The organism is Maribacter sp. UBA3344, assembly GCF_002362375.1.
Taxonomy (GTDB): Bacteria; Bacteroidota; Bacteroidia; order Flavobacteriales; family Flavobacteriaceae; genus Maribacter; species Maribacter dokdonensis.
The window spans coordinates 137,015-155,462 of record NZ_DERI01000009.1; the positions used below are offsets into that span (position 1 = coordinate 137,015).

20 protein-coding genes and 2 tRNA genes are annotated in these 18,448 nt (G+C 33.8%); 12 read left to right on the forward strand and 10 right to left on the reverse strand.

Annotation, left to right across the window (positions count from 1 at the left end):
* Nucleotides 1-59: 59 nt before the first annotated feature.
* From B2Z27_RS05660 to B2Z27_RS05670, 3 genes are read left to right on the forward strand one after another with little or no spacing between them, the layout of a single operon-like run.
* Nucleotides 60-4,481 carry a Calx-beta domain-containing protein gene (locus tag B2Z27_RS05660; protein WP_286812884.1) on the forward strand — a complete coding sequence of 1,474 codons (4,422 nt, stop codon included), beginning with the start codon at nucleotides 60-62 and terminating at the stop codon, nucleotides 4,479-4,481.
* Nucleotides 4,482-4,489: 8 nt separating this feature from the next.
* Nucleotides 4,490-5,470, forward strand: coding sequence for a PorP/SprF family type IX secretion system membrane protein (locus B2Z27_RS05665; RefSeq protein ID WP_286812886.1), 981 nt, complete (start codon nucleotides 4,490-4,492; stop codon nucleotides 5,468-5,470).
* Between the two features lie 11 nt (nucleotides 5,471-5,481).
* Nucleotides 5,482-7,395, forward strand: coding sequence for an OmpA family protein (locus B2Z27_RS05670; protein ID WP_286812887.1), 1,914 nt, complete (start codon nucleotides 5,482-5,484; stop codon nucleotides 7,393-7,395).
* An 18-nt stretch (nucleotides 7,396-7,413) separates the two neighbouring features.
* On the opposite strand, the gene B2Z27_RS05675 is transcribed toward B2Z27_RS05670, so the two are convergent.
* A complete protein-coding gene (locus B2Z27_RS05675; RefSeq protein ID WP_286812888.1) occupies nucleotides 7,414-8,664 on the reverse strand; it encodes an NRAMP family divalent metal transporter in 1,251 nt (416 codons plus the stop codon).
* A gap of 35 nt (nucleotides 8,665-8,699) precedes the next feature.
* Nucleotides 8,700-9,335 (reverse strand): SanA/YdcF family protein, encoded by a 636-nt coding sequence (locus tag B2Z27_RS05680; protein ID WP_286812889.1) that lies wholly within the window; start codon nucleotides 9,333-9,335, stop codon nucleotides 8,700-8,702.
* Nucleotides 9,336-9,648: 313 nt separating this feature from the next.
* On the opposite strand from B2Z27_RS05680, the gene B2Z27_RS05685 reads away from it, so the two are divergent.
* The 7 genes from B2Z27_RS05685 to B2Z27_RS05715 all read left to right on the forward strand — a co-directional run bounded on the left by B2Z27_RS05685 (nucleotide 9,649) and on the right by B2Z27_RS05715 (nucleotide 14,223).
* Nucleotides 9,649-10,941 (forward strand): phage integrase SAM-like domain-containing protein, encoded by a 1,293-nt coding sequence (locus tag B2Z27_RS05685; RefSeq protein WP_286812890.1) that lies wholly within the window; start codon nucleotides 9,649-9,651, stop codon nucleotides 10,939-10,941.
* 9 nt (nucleotides 10,942-10,950) lie between these two features.
* Nucleotides 10,951-11,097 (forward strand): hypothetical protein, encoded by a 147-nt coding sequence (locus tag B2Z27_RS05690; protein WP_286812891.1) that lies wholly within the window; start codon nucleotides 10,951-10,953, stop codon nucleotides 11,095-11,097.
* Nucleotides 11,098-11,116: 19 nt separating this feature from the next.
* Nucleotides 11,117-11,440 carry a hypothetical protein gene (locus B2Z27_RS05695; RefSeq protein WP_286812892.1) on the forward strand — a complete coding sequence of 108 codons (324 nt, stop codon included), beginning with the start codon at nucleotides 11,117-11,119 and terminating at the stop codon, nucleotides 11,438-11,440.
* Between the two features lie 67 nt (nucleotides 11,441-11,507).
* Nucleotides 11,508-12,179: a hypothetical protein gene (locus B2Z27_RS05700; RefSeq protein WP_286812893.1), complete on the forward strand. Its 672-nt coding sequence runs from the start codon at nucleotides 11,508-11,510 to the stop codon at nucleotides 12,177-12,179.
* Between the two features lie 85 nt (nucleotides 12,180-12,264).
* Entirely contained in the window at nucleotides 12,265-12,534 is a 270-nt protein-coding gene (locus tag B2Z27_RS05705) for a helix-turn-helix domain-containing protein (protein WP_286812894.1), read from the forward strand.
* 4 nt (nucleotides 12,535-12,538) lie between these two features.
* Nucleotides 12,539-12,913, forward strand: a complete 375-nt coding sequence (locus B2Z27_RS05710) for a hypothetical protein (RefSeq protein WP_286812895.1) — start codon at nucleotides 12,539-12,541, stop codon at nucleotides 12,911-12,913.
* A 170-nt stretch (nucleotides 12,914-13,083) separates the two neighbouring features.
* Nucleotides 13,084-14,223, forward strand: coding sequence for a hypothetical protein (locus B2Z27_RS05715; protein ID WP_286812896.1), 1,140 nt, complete (start codon nucleotides 13,084-13,086; stop codon nucleotides 14,221-14,223).
* Between the two features lie 222 nt (nucleotides 14,224-14,445).
* On the opposite strand, the gene B2Z27_RS05720 is transcribed toward B2Z27_RS05715, so the two are convergent.
* The 3 genes from B2Z27_RS05720 to B2Z27_RS05725 all read right to left on the reverse strand — a co-directional run bounded on the left by B2Z27_RS05720 (nucleotide 14,446) and on the right by B2Z27_RS05725 (nucleotide 15,646).
* Nucleotides 14,446-14,829 carry a hypothetical protein gene (locus B2Z27_RS05720; protein WP_286812897.1) on the reverse strand — a complete coding sequence of 128 codons (384 nt, stop codon included), beginning with the start codon at nucleotides 14,827-14,829 and terminating at the stop codon, nucleotides 14,446-14,448.
* Between the two features lie 257 nt (nucleotides 14,830-15,086).
* On the reverse strand, nucleotides 15,087-15,320 hold the full coding sequence (locus B2Z27_RS19860) for a helix-turn-helix domain-containing protein (protein ID WP_286827656.1): 234 nt from the start codon (nucleotides 15,318-15,320) through the stop codon (nucleotides 15,087-15,089).
* Between the two features lie 23 nt (nucleotides 15,321-15,343).
* The gene (locus B2Z27_RS05725; protein WP_286812898.1) at nucleotides 15,344-15,646 is read right to left on the reverse strand and encodes a hypothetical protein; all 303 of its coding nucleotides are present in this window, start codon (nucleotides 15,644-15,646) and stop codon (nucleotides 15,344-15,346) included.
* A 321-nt stretch (nucleotides 15,647-15,967) separates the two neighbouring features.
* On the opposite strand from B2Z27_RS05725, the gene B2Z27_RS05730 reads away from it, so the two are divergent.
* Together B2Z27_RS05730 and B2Z27_RS05735 are read left to right on the forward strand one after the other, a co-directional pair.
* Nucleotides 15,968-16,270 carry a hypothetical protein gene (locus tag B2Z27_RS05730; protein WP_286812899.1) on the forward strand — a complete coding sequence of 101 codons (303 nt, stop codon included), beginning with the start codon at nucleotides 15,968-15,970 and terminating at the stop codon, nucleotides 16,268-16,270.
* Between the two features lie 11 nt (nucleotides 16,271-16,281).
* Nucleotides 16,282-16,527 (forward strand): hypothetical protein, encoded by a 246-nt coding sequence (locus B2Z27_RS05735; protein ID WP_286812900.1) that lies wholly within the window; start codon nucleotides 16,282-16,284, stop codon nucleotides 16,525-16,527.
* A gap of 23 nt (nucleotides 16,528-16,550) precedes the next feature.
* On the opposite strand, the gene B2Z27_RS05740 is transcribed toward B2Z27_RS05735, so the two are convergent.
* The 5 genes from B2Z27_RS05740 to B2Z27_RS05760 all read right to left on the reverse strand — a co-directional run bounded on the left by B2Z27_RS05740 (nucleotide 16,551) and on the right by B2Z27_RS05760 (nucleotide 18,354).
* Nucleotides 16,551-17,117 carry a hypothetical protein gene (locus tag B2Z27_RS05740; RefSeq protein ID WP_286812901.1) on the reverse strand — a complete coding sequence of 189 codons (567 nt, stop codon included), beginning with the start codon at nucleotides 17,115-17,117 and terminating at the stop codon, nucleotides 16,551-16,553.
* Nucleotides 17,118-17,125: 8 nt separating this feature from the next.
* On the reverse strand, nucleotides 17,126-17,533 hold the full coding sequence (locus B2Z27_RS05745; RefSeq protein WP_286812902.1) for a protein-export chaperone SecB: 408 nt from the start codon (nucleotides 17,531-17,533) through the stop codon (nucleotides 17,126-17,128).
* Nucleotides 17,505-17,777 (reverse strand): hypothetical protein, encoded by a 273-nt coding sequence (locus tag B2Z27_RS05750; protein WP_286812903.1) that lies wholly within the window; start codon nucleotides 17,775-17,777, stop codon nucleotides 17,505-17,507. Before B2Z27_RS05750 ends, B2Z27_RS05745 begins: the two co-directional genes overlap by 29 nt.
* A 377-nt stretch (nucleotides 17,778-18,154) precedes the next feature.
* Nucleotides 18,155-18,238: transfer RNA gene (locus B2Z27_RS05755), tRNA-Leu, on the reverse strand.
* A gap of 43 nt (nucleotides 18,239-18,281) precedes the next feature.
* A tRNA-Gly gene (locus B2Z27_RS05760) sits at nucleotides 18,282-18,354 on the reverse strand.
* Between the last annotated feature and the right edge of the window lie 94 nt (nucleotides 18,355-18,448).

Here is an 18,448-nt window from a genome sequence, read left to right on the forward strand (position 1 = left end):
TTTTGGTTGTGAATGTAGAACTTTCCCAATCATAGATTTAGGGTTTGATAAAGAATGCTATGAAAATAAGTATATACTATAGTCTTTTGAATTTTCAGAATACTAAACGATTTAAGCAATTTTTCTTTGTTTTTACAATGTTGGTTTTTGGGGTTTTCTCCCAAAGTGTTTCTGCGCAATTCGTAAGTTTAAATGTTTTAGATTCTGATGCTGGTGAGTTGGGAGGGAATCCAGGTTCTTTTAGAGTTAGTCTTTCATCTTCGCGAAATGTTGATACTGAAATTGAAGTTTTGGTAGATCAGTCAGTGTCTACTGCCACTGCGGGCACTTCCGCTGCAAATGGGGACAGGTCTTCAATAAATGGGTCTATTGTGATTCCTGCCAATGAGTTAAGCTTTATTATTAATGTTACCGTTTTTGATGATAATTTGGTAGAAGGTGATGAAATTATAAAACTTGATTTGATTTCATCTTCTGGAACTACAACAATCAATCCATTTGCAAATACTGCAACTTTGGAAATTGTAGATAATGATTTTGCAACCTTAAGTTTAAGTGATGCTATTGACGATGAAGGCAATGGTTTAGTCTTTACGATTACTTCAGATGAGCCCGTGCAGTATGACTATGAAGTAGAAGTCGAGTTTTCTGGAGGAGATGCAATAGGAGGGGGGGCAGGTATAGATCATCCACAAGATTATAATAGTAACGCTCAGGTAATTACTTTTCCGGCACGTTCTACATTGCAAACTTTTTCAGTACCAACCGGAAATGATAATGTTGTGGAAGATGATGAGACATTCGAGGCAGAAATAACAGGTGTTAATAATGAGAATGTTAATTTGGGGGGGGCGTCAAAAGGTACAATTGTCAATGATGATTTTCCAGGTGTAAGTGTAAGTGCAATTAGTGGTGATACGGGAGAAGATGGTTCAACGGCAACTTTTAATATTACTTTAGATTCTCAACCTACCGCAGATGTGTCAATTGTATTGTCAAGTAATAATGAAGATGAGGGAACTGTACCTGGTTCGGTGACTATTCCTGCTGCAGATTGGGATACTGGTACCCTTGTTACCGTAACTGGTGTAGATGATGCTATTGTTGATGGTGATATTTCGTATACAATTATTACGGGTAATGTTACGTCTGCCGATGCTAATTATAATGTATTGTCCGGGGGTGATGTTGCTAATGTTGCTGTAATAAATATTGATGATGACGCGTATATTGCGTCCGTCGCTTCTACTGACGCTACAGCAAGAGAAAATCCATTGGTTAATGGAAAATTTACGATAAGTCTTAATAGTGTAAATAATTCTGGTTCAAATATTGAAATAGATTATACTCTAAGTGGTTCTGCAACTTCGGGGGTTGATTTTGAAACATTGAGTGGTTCGGCAATAATTGAGGATGGGGAAAATGAAGTTGAAATCTTAATTGTTCCAATTAATGACACTGATGTTGAAAGCAATGAAACGGTTATTTTGAATCTTGTTGCAGGCACTGGTTATGAGGTTGGTTCTCCAAATAGTGATACTGTTACAATAGTTAGTGATGATATTGAGTATTTCGCTCAAATTACAGCTTCAGACGGAACTGCTGCGGAAAATGCTAGTTCTGTTTCTACAGGTGAATTTAACATAAGATTAAATGAGGAGAATAATACTGGTAGTCCTATTATAGTTGAATTCTTAATTGACGGAACATCAGATGTCGGAACTGATTTCTCTGCAAGTAGTACAAACGCTGTAAGTATTCCAAATGGGGAGCAAGAAGCCGAAGTGTTAATTACGCCTATTGATGATCAAATTCAAGAAGGTACGGAAACAGTTATAATTACATTACAAAATGGTACTGGTTATTCTTTAGGTTCGGTTGCTACGCAATCGGCTACAGTTGAAATTGAGGATAATGACCAAGCGACATTAACAATTTCTAACGAATCATTAAATGAAGACGATGCTGCCGGTGAAATGGTTTTTGAAGTGGAATTGGATTTAGAGGTTATTGGTGGTACAACGGTTTCATATTCCTTTTTTGACGAAACAGCAGAAGGCGGAGGTGTAGATTATATTGGTAACAATGGGTCACTTACTTTTGATGGTGATGCTGGTGAAATACAGATAATTACGGTTCCCATAATTAACGATGCAGTTTTAGAAAATACAGAGACATTTACGGTTCAATTAGGTATACCTACCAATAATGTTCAGCGTGCTAATGGCGGTACGGCTACTGGTACTATACAGGATGATGATAATTGTGTGGCAGCGCCAATTTTAGACGAGTCTGTTTCAAATATTTATTGCGTTGAAAATGCTGATGATCCCTTTTCGGCTAATCTATTTGATTATACTTCTAGTACTGCACCTGCGGGAACGGTTTTAACCTGGAGTAGGGTTTCCAATCCGTTAAATACGAATTCGCATCTAACCGTTGCAGAGGCTCAAGATGTTGATTTGCCAGCGTCTTATTATGGTTTTTTCTATGATGAAGATAATAATTGTGCAAGTGGTACTATAGAAGTACAAATTGTTCGTAATGTATTGCCACAATTGACGGTTATTAACGATAATGAACGTTGTGGTCCGGGCACATTATTATTGAGTGTAGAACCTAGTGATGGCGCCTCTGTAAATTGGTATGATTCTTTAGATGCTGTTACTCCGATCGCCACCGGTGAAACGTTTACGACACCTTCATTGAATGCTACTGCTACGTATTATGTTGAGGCTACCGAGAATGAATGTACTACTGAAAGACAACCTGTAGTAGCAAGAATCGGGTCTCAGGCTTCAGTCGGGACAGCAACAAATGGTTCTATATGTAATGTGGTAGCAAACGGACTTACGGCAATAGATCTAGATTCTAGGTTAAATGGTGCGGATCCTGGTGTGTGGATTTTTGTATCGGGTCCTGATAATATGACTATTAGCTCTACTAATGTTGTTGAGTTTGAAGGGGCTACTTCTGGTGCTTATGTGTTTAGTTATACTACAACAGATTCTACGGCTCCTTGTGAAAACCCTACCGTAGAAGTTACGATCAATGTAAGCGATTGTGAAACTGATGACGATAATGATGGTTTATTAGGTGGTCAGGAAGTGGTTTTAGGGACTGACTCCAATGATCCTGATACTGACGGCGATGGTCTTGAAGATGGTGAGGAAGTAGGTGATGATATCAATAACCCTTTAGATGAGGATGGCGATGGTATTATTGATGCATTGGATTCCAATACGGAAGATGCCGATAATGACGGGGTTAATGATCAACAAGATCCTGCAAATAATAATCCATGTATACCTAATAGATTTAATGGTAGTTGTGATAGCGATGGTGATGGTATTTCAGATTTAGATGAACAAACAAATGGTTCTGATCCAGATGATCCTTGTGATCCGGTAGCTACACCAAATTGCGATGCGCCTATAGATTTAGAAGTGTTAAAATCAGTGGATAATATTGATGCATTGGTCGGCGATACTATCGTATTTACCATTTTGGTCACTAACTTATCAGATAGAACGGCGAGGTCAATAGTAATTGGTGATTTATTGGAGCTTGGGTTCGAATTTGTGTCCGCTGATTCTGCCGATTATGATGAAATATCGGGTAATTGGAACATTCCAGAACTTGAAGCAGGTATTTCTGTTGAATTGAATATTACGGTTCTTGTGGCAGAACAAGGTCCGTACACAAATACCGCTGTATTATTAGAATCTATACCAACGGATAATAATCCTGATAATGATGAAGCTACGGTAGATTTAAGTACTGAGGCTCCAGAAGGTGTAGACCTAAGAATTTCAAAAGAGGCTAGACCGGATAAGGTATTAGTGGGAGATGAAGTTGAATTTGTAATCAGGGTAATCAATATTTCTGTATCTGATGTAGTTACAGATATTATTGTGAATGATCAAATATTAATTGAAAACGGGTTTATGTTTGTTTCGGCAGAATCTGATTTCAATGGTGTTTATGATGAGAATACCGGTAATTGGAATATTCCGGCTTTGGAAAGAGAAGAAACAGCAACTTTAAGGATCAGGGCTGTGGTTCCGGCTAAAGGTACGTATACAAATACGGCAAATATCGTAAGGTCTACCCCAAGAGATAGTAATACGTTAAACAATGAGGCTACCGTTGAGGTTGAAGTGATTGAAAAAAGTCCGGCAGACCCAGGCTTCTTGTTCAACCAATTTTCTCCCAATGGAAATAATCAGAATGAGGTACTGCGTATAAACCGTACAGATCCTGAAACCGGTGTTGATGTTGCCTTACATTATAAGATCAAGATTTATGATCGATACGGGAACTTGGTATTTGAAACGGAAAAAGTAAATGACGGTGATGTATGGGACGGTACCTATAAAGGAAAAGAAGTGCCAAAAGGAACTTATTTTTATATTATGAATTATAGTATCAATAACGGACCCGAAACATTGGATAAGGGTTGGATACAGCTTATTAGATAAAATAAATTATGGATTATAACTTTAATAAAACTAGTTATACTATTGCCTTAGTGCTATTTTCTCTGATAGGCTTTAATGTATTTTCACAGAAAGAACCGCAGTATACCCAATACATGTACAATATTGGTAGCTTTAACCCTGCTTATGTGGGTACGGTAGAAAACCCTGAGTTTTCTGGTTTGTATAGAGCTCAATGGATAGATATTCCCGGGGCACCCCGTACATTTCGTTTTGGAGCTAACCTTCCTTTTCAAAATGAAAAAGTTGGATTGGGTTTAAACATTGTTAGTGATCAATTAGGACCAACTACGCAAACCTATGCAGATGTTTCTTATTCATATCAAATTATGGTTACAGATGAGACTAAACTTTCTTTTGGTATAGATGCAGGAGGTTCCTTTTTAAATGTTGATTTTTCTAAAGGAACTTTTGAAAATCCGGGTGAGAACCTTAATGATGAAATGTTAAGCAAATTTTATCCAACCGTTGGTGCAGGTGCTTTCTTGTATGCTGAAGATTGGTACTTAGGTGCCTCTGTTCCTAATTTTTTGACCGAAGGTGTGTATAATGATGAAGTATCATCTATAGTTGAAGACAAACTTCAATTTAATTTTATTGGTGGTTATGTATTTGAACTTTCGGATAATTTAAAGTTTAAACCGGCATTTTTGGTCAATACTATTGCAGGTTCACCCGTGAATGTAAACTTATCGGGTAATTTTTTAATTTCAGATGTATTTACAGCTGGTGCATCCTATCGTCTAGACAATGCATTCAGTGGTTTAGCAGGCTTTCAAATATCAAACCAATTGTTTGCAGGGTATTCTTATGATTACAATACAAACTTGTTAGGTGAGTTCAATAATGGTTCTCATGAAATAATACTAAAATTCTATTTAGGTAGACAAGGAGCAGCGAAATCAAAGGGAAGTGGTGACAAGAATGCGAAAGGAAAACCTAAACAAGTAGATTCACCACGTTTCTTTTAAATAGAACTATAATGAAATTTAAATTTCTCATAACAATTCTGATTATTATACCGCTTTTGGGTTTTGCCCAAGACAAGAAGTCCAAGGCAGATAATCTTTTTTATGGATATCGCTACCAACAGGCAATTGCAGAGTATAAGAAGGAAATGGAAAAGAAACCATTGACTAACCATCAATTACTGAATTTAGCGGACTCATACTTTAGCACGGGTAATTATGATAATGCTTCAGAGCTATATTTAGAGGTCAATAAGAATGACACTATTATGTCTGTGAACAGGTTCAATAAAATGTTGCAAAGCCTTTCTAAAAATTCAGAACGAGATAGAGTGAAAACTTTTCTTAGGTCAAAAGCGGATAAATTATCTCCAGAACTTTTAGAAAACGCAGAGTTCAATTATAGCTTATTGGAAATTCCGGCAGGCAATGAAGATAAAACAATTCGCGATTTAGGGGTTAATAGTCCTCAGGGAGATTTCTCCCCAGCGTTTTATAAAAATGGAATATTATTCAGTAGTAGTAGATCTAGAAATTCAAAAAATGTATATGGGCCTACGGGTGAATCGTATTTGGATATTTATTTTGCTAGAATAAGTTCAACAAATACGCTTGTAGATGTAGAAACTTTTAAAGAAATACCGGCTACCGAGTTTCATAAATCAACACCTTATTACTCAACAAAATTGTCCACGTTCTTTTACATTCTTTCCAACACCGAAGATGGTGAATTAAGATATGATGAAAATGGGAAGAATGCTTTGGCCATTGGTACACTTTCAGAAAATGGTAGATTTAGATTTATCTTAAAGGATTTAAGTACTTCTTTTTATTATCCATTTTTTGATGATACTACTGAACGATTATATTTTGCGGCAAATTTTGATGATAGTTATGGTGGTACAGACCTATATTATGTGTACACCAATAATGGTCAAATAATGTCTGCTCCAATTAATTTGGGACCTAGAATAAATTCGCCCGGAAATGAAATAGCTCCATATATCTATGAAGGAAGCTTATATTTTTCTTCCGACGTTTTTTATGGTCTAGGTGGTATGGATGTTTATAAATCTAATATCCTAGCTAATGAAACATATACCATTCCTGTAAATTTAGGTGAAGGTATCAATTCGGTATCCGATGATTTCGGCTTTATAATCCAGAAGGCTAAGGAGGGTAATGGATTGTCCGGTTTTTTCGCTTCAAATAGAAAAGGAGGAAAAGGTGGTGATGATCTTTATGGCTTTATGCTCGATAAATCACCAGGATTAAAAACATTTGCACTTGGTGGCAAGGTGGTTAATCTAAGAAATAAAGCAGGTTTAGAAGGAGCACAGGTAAGACTGTTGAATCAAAATGGAGATATTTTAAAGGAAGTTGTGTCTAATTCGGACGGAAGTTTTAGGATTGAAGTGCCATGGATGTCTCAGGTCACCATACAGGCAATGAGTGACGGTTATTCTATTTTCTCCACTACCTACTCTGAAGAAGGGATGGAGGAAATTCAAAATTCCTCTTACAATATGGGTCTTGCCAAAATGGAAGATTTGGTAACTGAACGGGAAGAGAAAACAGTTATTAAATTGGATAAGTTTTATTTTGATAAAGGAAAGTCAACTTTGAATGCTCAAGTAGAAGGGCAATTGAAAAAAGTTATAGACGCGGTAGATCGCTTTCCGCAAATAAGATTAAGAATTCTTTCGTACACGGACAGTAGGGGTAGTAGTTCGTATAATAAAAGATTGTCACAAGACAGGGCCAATACCATTAAGCAGTATTTGTTGAACAATGGTTTGGGTTCACATAATATACTTGAGGCTACTGGGTATGGAGAAGGGAATATTGTAAACAATTGTACCAATGGCGCTTATTGTTTAGATTTTCTTCATAAACAAAATGAACGAACACTTTTTGTAGTAGAATAGGGAAAACAACCTTGCCTACTATAAAATGATAATATAGAAATAGTAAAGCGCAAAGAGGGAGAGAAACAAGATTCCTACATAGGTTAAAAATTTTAGCTGCTTATTGGGCCAAAATTTTGGGTCAAGATCACAACTGGTAACATTTTTTAAATTCATGTAACCTACTAATGGCGCTACAACGAAAGATACAAAAGTGGCCAAAGCAACTAAATTTCCCATGTTTGCGCTAAACGCGGCAATGACAACAAAGTTGATGAAGGTCAAGATGAGTATTCCTGTGGTGTAAGCGTTTTTTGTACTATACCATTTCTCTTTTGGTTTTAATAAGGAAATTATATCCAAACTTACCCTTGCCAACGCATCATGTGCCGTCATGCATGTGCTAAACATAGTGGCAAATGCTGAAATTGCTATAAATAGATAGGCCCAGGTGCCAATATGCTCAGTAAACAGGCGAACAACTTGATCCGCAAAGCTTATGGCATTATTACTGAGCTGGGTGTTGGTTCCATATAATGTATACCATCCTATGACCATAAAAAATACCGCAAGAATTGCCGTTATTATATAGCCTATATTAAATTCTTGTAAAGATTCTTTTAAACTTGGCTTTTCTTGATTTTTCCATTTCTCTATGCTCCACAAGCTAATCCAGCTAGAAGCTTCAACGGTCGTGGGCATCCACCCAATTAACCCTATTAAAAAAAGTATTCCTACTTCATTGAAAATAGGTAGTGGTTCAAAGTCCAATGCATGGTCAACCGGTCCTTTGACAATCACTAGTACGGTTGTAACCAATAGCGCAATGAACAATATGCTTATTACAAACTTTAAACTAATCTCCAAGAATTTATATTTTCCAAAAATCAAAAGGGCACTAATGATCAAGAAAAGCGATAAAGCTACAATAGTAATAGCACTATGTCCAATATTAAACAAGTTTATGAATAGCCCTGCAGTAACGGTGTACAATGCCGCTAAGATGGTAAAAGTGGTAACAAATGTTATGATGGCATAGAACCATAAATAACCTTTACCACGGTTTAGGTATCCTTCTATCAATGTTTTATTGGTGACGTTAGTGTACCTTACTCCAAATTCAAAAAATGGATACTTTAATACGTTGGCCAGTATAATAGGTATTATCATAAGCCAACCATATTGGGCACCGGCTTTAGTAGATAGTACCAAATGAGAGGTGCCAATGGCCATACTGGCAAATAAGATTCCTGGACCTAAATTTTTCAGTACTGTTTTAAAACTTGGCATTACTTATAAGATTGGTTGGTAAGATTAAAAGTAAGCTATTTTATTTCTATAGTGGTGCCATAGAATTTTGGTTGGGTATTTAAAAGCATATCGATAAATACCTTTACCCGTGCCAAATATTCCCTTAGCTGCACTTTTATGCCTTGACTGGTAGAAACGTCTTGAGCGTTAAATCCAATAGCGTTGAGCCCTTTTTGTTTGGCTATATAAATAGCTCTCTCGTTATGGAATTTTTGCGAGATTACGGTAACATTGTTCAACCCAAAAATAAACTTTGCTCTAAACATAGAGTCTAAAGTCCTAAAACCTGCATAGTCCAAGAAAATTGCCCGCTCAGGAATACCAGCCTTTATTAAATCTTTTTTAAAGGTATCTGGCTCATTATAGTAAATACTGCCATTATCACCACTAACAAGTATAAATTCTATTTTACCGGCATTGTACAATGCTTTGGTGGCATTTATACGATAAGTGTAATACGGATTGGGAGAGCCATTGGTTAGTTTGTTTGAGGTTCCTAAAACTAAACCTACTCTGTTCTTGGGTGTTGATGAGATGTCGGTAAAGGTTTTTCCGTCAGCGGTGTTTGAAATTATGATATTACATGTAAAAATGACGAATACAAACAGTATGAAAAGTAATCCGAGTATTTTGAGAATTTTTTTTAGCATGTAAACTATTTCAATACTAAAGTTAGTAAATAACTTTTGACTTCAATCTGTTAAGTAGATTAAATAAAAAACCCCTGAAATCAATTGATTTCAGGGGTTTGTGGTACTCGAGGCGGGACTTGAACCCTTTAAATATATTGTAGTTTTATAATGCAGTAGATTAGGGGTGTATTTGATATATGTCCATATTTATAAGTGTTCATAAAGTTATTGAGGTATTTAATGTTATTTAATTTAATCTAATGATATTGTAATATTGTCGGGAAGGTGTCGGGATATTGATTATATTTGATTGTTCAAATGTTCAAATATTATGGCAACTATTAAATATCTTGTAAAGGGTAATGGCAATCCAGCATCTATTTATCTACGTTTTATACACGGCAGAAAGCATGACTACACAAAAGGCACCGGTTATTTAATCAATCCTAAAGACTGGAACTTAAAAAAGAAACTACCTTACCAAAGGGATGCAGAGTTAAAAAACTTGAATTCTGATTTATTAAATCTATCTCATCAGTTAATTCAAAATTTCAACAATACTCCAAAGGACGAGATAAATTCAAGTTGGTTGGAAAATCAAATTGGAATTATAAAGGGGGATATTAAACCGGAACAGACCAGGAGCGATATTTTAACAGAATGTGTACAGTACGTCATTGATACTGCCAATATTAGACTAAATAGCCGTAAGGATTTTGGACTTTCAAAAAGTAGAATTAACTCTTATGAAAATCTTCTCAAAATGATACGTTCCTACCAAGGGGCAAATATTCTTCGGGTTAAGGATGTTAATTACAAATTCAGTATATCTTTTTTAGATTGGATGATTAATAAAAAAGGATATGCCGAAAGTTATTCAAGAAAAAAAATTGATGATTTAAAAACAGTCTGCAAGGATGCTTCCTATGATGGTGTTGAAGTAAGTTTGCAACTAGGTAAAATTAAAGGGGGTAAGCCTACAAATGACTATGTTATTTTCTTTACGGAAAAGGAACTGGAACAAATTGAAAAGACTGATTTAATTGGCGATGCGTTAAACAATGCTAGAAGATGGTTGCTGATAGGTTGTAATATAGGTCAAAGAGGAGGAGACCTATTAAAATTAACGAACGATAACATTATTATTAGAAATGGTTTGAAGGTTATTGAGTTGAAACAGAAAAAGACTGGCTCAGATGTTACTATACCTTTGCTTTCAAAAACGGAGGAATTATTAAAAGATGGGTTTCCGAGACCTATTTCAATTCAGAAATTCAATGAATATATCAAGGTGATTTGTAAAAAAGCAGAAATAAATGAATTGACCAAAGGGCGCAGGTATGATTCAGATAAGAAAAGAAGGGTAGAGGGCGTATATAAAAAATGGGAGGTTTGTTCATCCCACATAATGAGAAGAACTTTCGCCTCCCTTACCTATGGGAATTTACCAACACCCTTGATAATGAAAATAACCTCACATAAAACAGAAAAGGTATTTGCCCAATATTTGGGTAAGGACTCTCTTGATTATGCTCAGCAGATAGCGGATTATTATGAATTACAGGCTTTAAAGAACAAACAAGAACCTCAATTAGAAATCGTTAAGGAAGGAACCAATAATTAAACCAATCACATGAAAAGAAATCAAAAAAGTTTGGAAGAATTAGACAATGAACTTGCTGCAGAAATACAAGAAAGAATTGAAAATAGGCAAATTACATTACAAGAGAATTTTTTAAAATTAAACCTAATGGAATTGGGTATACTTTTTAAAAAATAGCCCTATCTAAATTCTTACAATGGAAAAGGAAAACCAATTTGATTATTCTGAATGGTCTAAATCCGAACTAGACCAGTTGTACCATGATATTATAAATGCCGCACGAAATAACCCAGAGTACAGAAGGCACGTAATGAAAAAATGGAATATCGGTATTGAAGAGTTTTGGAAAATGGCAACAGATGTTAAAATGAAAGATATAAGGAAGGAGTTAAAAAGAAAACTGTGTCGTGATATGGTTGTAAAATACTTTCATGACAAACATAAAAATATGACCGATGAAGAAGCGGATAGGGAATGGCAACACCTAAAGGCAGTAGTTGCCTATAAGAACCCTAATTGATTATAGAACCCCTTATTAATATGAGGGGTTTTGTATTTTTGAAACAGCAACGTAATTATAAATTCAAATGTCTGATATAAGTGTAACACGAAAATTTTTCAACGATATAGATTCCGGTTTCTTTAATAATTCTCAATTACTTGATGAATTCGAGAAGCGATCAAATGGAAACAATCTCTTTAGGTTGGAAATACTAATAACCGACCTACGCGATTTTATTCAAAGTAAATTAAATAGGGTTATTCTATCATATAAGCCTTTAATGACTGATGAGGAAAATGATAAAATGATAGAGGAATTAACAGAAATTGAGTTACACCCAGAACTTTTAAATATATTAATAGAAGATAACAAACTTAGTCCCGAGGACAGACGACAAAAACACTTTACAACTGAAACTTATAATTTGAGAGTAGCAGAAGCCTTGCTCGAAAGTGTTATTATGGAAGAAAAAGAGAAAGTACCTAAAAGTAATAAATCTAAAGTGTCCTCGATTTTAATAAATGGAAAAGCACCTAATATTGAAGAACGATATTATATCGCGAAGAAAATATTTAATGTTGATGAACTCATAAACCCATTGAATGTATTACAATCTGAAAAAAATAAATTACTTGCGCTTTTACTTGGTTGTAATCTTCAAACAGCAAGAGAGTTATTAAATGGGACGTACAGTAAAAGAACATCATTGCTTAGAAAAGAGATGTTAGACGAATACATTAAAGGTTTAAATAAATGAAAATTGTGTAGAATTAGAATTACACATCTTTTACACACATAGCACTCTTACAATATCATTGCCTTGTAATCATAAAACAAGGTTCATGCAAACAATTAAATTAGAATTACCACAAGAAGACAAAAACCTCATCCAATCTTTAAAAGATGATTTGTCTGAAATCAAATTAAAATTCCAGCCGAAGGAACCCTGTTCCTACCTAACCCGTAACGAGGTTGCGGAGATGTTCAAGGTGGATATTTCTACGATTTATAATTGGACGAAAAAAGGCTATTTAAAGCCTAAAGGTATCGGTTCCAGAGTGTATTTTTTACGCTCAGACATAGATAAGACTCTAGTTGAACTTAAAAACTAGGACTATGGATATAGCAATAAAATACAAGGTATTTGATTTCTATTTATTAGCCAATAATGGAGGGACTACAATCTATTCTGCAGTAGAACAAGAAACGCCACTAGGTAAAGACATCAAAGTAGCACAAGACTTGGCAAGGGCAAGGACTAAAACTAAATATTGGGTTTCGGAACTTGATGAAAACGGGAATTATGCACAACCTACAACTGCAATGTTTAGTGTGGGTCAAATCAGATGGTTTTACGGGGATACAGAAAACCAAAAGAACTATTTGATATTCGAGTACAGACAGGACAAAGAATTACTGAGAGTCTTTTATTTCAAGGATTTTCATCCTAAGAATCCAAAACGGTTTACCATAAATTTTATTAAACAATAGAGCATAAAAGAAGAGGGTGCAATATAAATCGCTACCCTCTTTCTAATTGTTCAAAATGTTGTGCTACAGCAACGTAACCACAAATCAAAGATACTAATTTCCAAGTGATAGACTACCTAAAGTTATTAATTATAGAGCCTGATATACAGAGGATTCTAACCCATCCATTATTGGATTTTAAAAGAGAGTTTTCCGAATCAACAGGCGAGTTGTCGACTTTTACAACAGCACACTATCACCATTGTAAAATTACCGTTTATGATAGTGGTACGGTCTTGTTTTCCGGTAGTATTCACAAACTATACAATTCTTTAACCGGTATAGTCGCGCCTAATTTTAGTGAAGAAAAGGAGTATAAAGGATTTAACGGAAATCAATTTTACTATCATGAATTAGACTTTGTCCGTAAAAATTTAGTAAACTTATTTGGAGTGCCTTCCGAAAATATGATTATTAAAAATATAGAAATAGGAACTAACCTAACAACTTATTTTAATCCGCAAATATTCTTAACAGGCTTACTATTATTTGAAGGAAAACCATTTGAATATAGGTACAATGATTACTATACACAATCGGTACACCAACAATACATAATTAAAATATATAATAAGGGGCATCAATACGATATGGCTATTGAAACACTAAGGTTTGAAGTGAAAATTACTACAATGGATTTTCTAAAAAAGAAAGTACAAATTCATTCTTTAAAAGATATAACGCCAAATAGTATTGGGAAAGCGCTAAAGTACCTGAAAGAACTTATGAGTAAGGTTTTATACTATGATAATACGATAGATGAAACATGTTTAAATTCAAGGCAGATAGCCAAATGCAAAGATTATAATAATCCAAGATATTGGTTAAAACTAAAATCAACCAGACGTGACAGACCAAAGAAAAATCTCAAGTCAATTATAGAATCTAATTCAGATAATTTATTACTTGAATTGTTATCTCAATTCAATGAGAACTGTGTAAAATTTAATCGGTATTCCAAAACTAGAAAATGTGTAATATTTAAGCATTCAAGTATAGTATCAAATATTACACATTCTAAACCTAAGTTATGCCCTTTTACCAACTACGATATCAGCATGCAAAAACCAGACTCAACGATGCTCTCAAATACAGGTTTAAAGTACCTAGAAAATTACAACCCTAAAGCATTTGAGAAACTTAAGAGAACATTACTTACAGGTAAAGAAAACAAGTATGAGAAGGATATCTATTCAATGATGTCAAAACAGATTAGGAACCGTAAGAACAGTAGACCACCTGATAACCCAAATCAACTTTTGTTAATGTAATTCATTTTATAAGAATTTAATAGTTCAAAACTGAATGAGAACAAGAATAGTAGTTAAAAATTAGAGTAATGATTCTATATAAAAAAAGTCAGAAATCTAAAAAACCAAAACACCTGTTACAGGGTACTGGGGGGCTGGGTTTCGTTTTCCTTTTCTACCATAAGCCTGTTATATGTGTATATCAAAACAGGTACCTAATTATATATCAAATTTTACTAATAACTATTTACAATCACATTTATAGGGGCTAATATATTCATGGAATAGTTTTCCGGTGCTATGTCCATCTTTTCCTAGAAATACTTCAAACATAGCGGAGTGAACATCTGATATTCCGCAGAAAACATATGTACTCTCGTTATCCTTGAATTTGACTAAAGCAAATGTGTAAAAGAATTTACTTTCATAAAATTTAACTTTTTCAAGAAAACTTGATTTCAACTCATAGTCATCCCAACCTTTTTTAAATTTTGTTTTTTTGACAATTGTTTCTTCAAGTTCATCACAGGTTAAGTAACCGGAGGTACCTAAAGCACCTGAATAATTTTGACTAAAGCAGTAAGTACAAACAAAGATTAATATTAGAGTTAGATTAGACTTTTTCATTTGATCTTTAGTTATATCATTAATAAACAATTGTACTTACTGCAATACAGGATAACGTAAACCAAACATAACAATTTAAAATTATTCATTTGATTTATTGACTGATTCGATTAGGATGCAGTTTCTAACAAATATAAAGGCTAGCCAAAGGTGAAAGTTATATTTTAAGCCACTAATGCATTAAATGATATAAGCCGTTTTAAGGGTATCATTTCGGTAATTGTGATAATGTGTTAATGATTGACCCAAACACACGCCTACACGTCTTTATTTAATTCGTTGAGGTCTATTGGCATTAATCCCCTATTGAGTGCACCGATAATCTTTATTGCGGTACTTAACCGAGTATCTTTTACCTTACAATTCTCGATATTACTGATTATGCTCCTAGTAATCCCTGATTCTTTACTAATGTAAGTCTGACTAATACCAAACTTCATGCGAGTAGTTTTAATATACGCCCCAAAATCTTCAATGTCTTCTAGTATCATACTGCAATTATTTTAAAACTATTTTATACCGTTTTCTCTTTAACCCTGTTCCAAGTTCCATTGTTAAATGAGTATGAATAACCGTTGTGTTCAAAATTTAAATATCTATTAATCAACTTTAAAATTATAGAACACAGTATTTTCCGATTTTTCTTTACTACTTCCGGATGCCCTTGTTTATAAACAACATAGATTCCTTTGTTTACCAATGCATAAGAACCGCCATAATTAATGACCTTGATATAACCTATACAGGTCATACAAGAATCTTTTACAAGTTTTTCGATATCTTCCTTAGTTAATGGATATGGTTCTGCTCTTTTCAATATGGATATTTTCCAAGTTGTTATGGATATAATCCAAAAATAGGAAGTTAAAACCAAAACCGATTGACTTTAACGATTATTCAATTAATTTAGAATCAAATCAAATTTGACCATGTTTAGAAAAAATATGTATGGCTTTATAATCGGAATTGCAATATTGACACTGAGTTGTAAATCTGAACCAGATGATTTGAAAATGGAGAACCGGAAATTAAAAAAGGAAATTGATAGTCTTAAGAATCAACTTTACAAATGCAACCTGTTAATTGAATCATATGAAGCAATGCCTTTAAATATTTGATTAAATTAATCATTCAACCCATGCATTATAGCGAATACTTAGAAGATATTAAATCATTGATTAACAGTGGTGAATTGGACGAAGCGGAAAAAATGCTATTGCATTGCTGTCAATTAACAGAAGAAGAATCCAAACACGATGGTTGTGGAGTTGCTCCCGGGTATTATGAAAAACTGGCAATAATGTACTCAAAGCAGAAAAGATTCGATGATGAAATCTCTATACTTAAACGTTACGATAATCAAATGAAAGCACCAGGAGTGAAACCTAAAAAACTGAAAGAAAGGTTACTCAAAGCAATACAAAAGCAATCAAAAAAATAAGATATATTGGAATGGGAATATACGACTTCAACATATTATCAAACCATGAGAAATATGATACAGTTTTCACCAAAGGTCAGTTTGTAGATTCGGTTAAAGATGGTACAATTATCTATGCCCTCTATTCAATCTCTTATTTCTGGGTTGAGGTTATTTATGATAATAACATAAATAAGATTTTAGAAATAGGTAGTTTTGTGGGTGGTGAAACACTAAATAAATATTGTGATTTAAAGGATTTTAAAAATCATTTTTAAATCAATAATAAAATATCAGTGTATTAAGCAACATAACCCTGAACATAATGATCTGGATATTCTATTTTTAAATTGGAGACATTAAACTTTGAAATATCCTTTATAAAAATAACTATTTTAGGTTTTAAGGCTAAATGCGAAGGATTAGTATTTGAAGCTTTTAACTTCATTAAGTTAACATCGTTGGATTGTTGCTTATGTTTATTTTGTTCTGCCATTCTAATAATACCAAAAGGAAAAAATCCTTTTAGTCTCGCATATGCAACAACATTTTCTAAAGTCACACTATCATTTTTAGATGCTTTCAGAAACTCTTCTCTCATATTTTCTAGATACTGCAGATGATCAGTATTCCCTAATAAGTCGAAGCAAGTTTCTAACTTTGCTTCTAACGTCCCGCCACAAATAACATATTTATTATTATAATGAACTTTTCCCCAAGTATGAGCGTGTTCAATATATTTCTCCCAAAAATAATATCCTTCACCCGCCCAACAGTTTTCTGATTTGCTTTTAAAAGGAATATTGTCCTCAATATAATCAGGACCATTAGCATCTTGTACGGTATGGTAAATCTTAATTTTCAGCAAACTTGAAATTATTTAATAATTGTATTTGCTCTTAATGGTTCTTCTAATTTTGATAGATTTAAAGTTGGCAAAATAAAAGCAGAATGCCCCGCCTGATTTGTAACCAAACTAACATATGCTCTTAAATAAGGAAAGAAAATTGCAATAGCATTTCTATAGAAGAAAGATGGTATCTCTTCCAACACATTAACATTCTCAAATGCAAAATTTGCAATTGCTATAATTTCGACAAACAATAGACTTTCTTGCGTTGTTGCAATAAACTTAATTTGAAGTTCAAAATTAGACTCTTCCTTATGAAAAATACCCGTCGGCTCAAACTTAACATCCAAATTGTTTAAACCAATATTTTGAAAATCTATTAAAACCTTATCGAACTTATATGATTCAAATGAAAAAGCTGCGTCTGTTGTCATAGTTGTAAAATAAAAAATCCGAGTTAAAACTCGGATTATTAATTGAATTTAGAAAATTTAATTTCTTTTTTTCTGGAATAATTAATTCAGCAGAATATTTAAAGGAATATTGATGTTTTATTAATTCATCTAAATCAAATTCACTAGAACATGACTTACTTTTGATTTCTTTCCAATCGTTATCAAACTCCTTTTGATTAAGGGTTTCGAAATGCGATTTCATTAATTTAGTTAGTTCTTCCATCTCCCCATATTTTTTACAATAATACGTATCAATTTTGATATTATACAAATTATTAGTTGATATTAATGTATTACTATTCTTTATTCGATAAAGTGATCTTTATCAATTTACTATAATTTAGTCTTAACTGAACTCTTTCAATTACAAAAAATTGCAAATAATGGCAAAAAATTAACGTTTACTGCTGAGAATTAACAGTTATACAACTGAGTAACTACATTAAAAATAGACATGTTTCAATATAAGATTAATCATCTCTTTACTTTGAATATAGTTCTAAAAACTTAGAAGTCGGGAATATGTCGGGAATAGAAACAACTATAAAAATAAAAAACCCTCATTATCAATCATTTAAGATTAAATAATAAGGGTTTTAGTACTCGAGGCGGGACTTGAACCCGCACGCCCCAAAGAGCACAGGATTTTAAGTCCGGCGTGTCTACCAATTCCACCACTCGAGCATACTTGGTTTTTTTAAAAATGTTGCTGAACAACATTTCGCAGAGCGAAAAACGGGATTCGAACCCGCGACCTCCACCTTGGCAAGGTGGCGCTCTACCAGCTGAGCTATTTTCGCAAGTTTATGAACGTGCATCTCTTAAAAGATGCGGGTGCAAATTTAATACAATTCTGTAAATTCCAAAGTAAAAAAGTGTAAAAGAATTAAATAT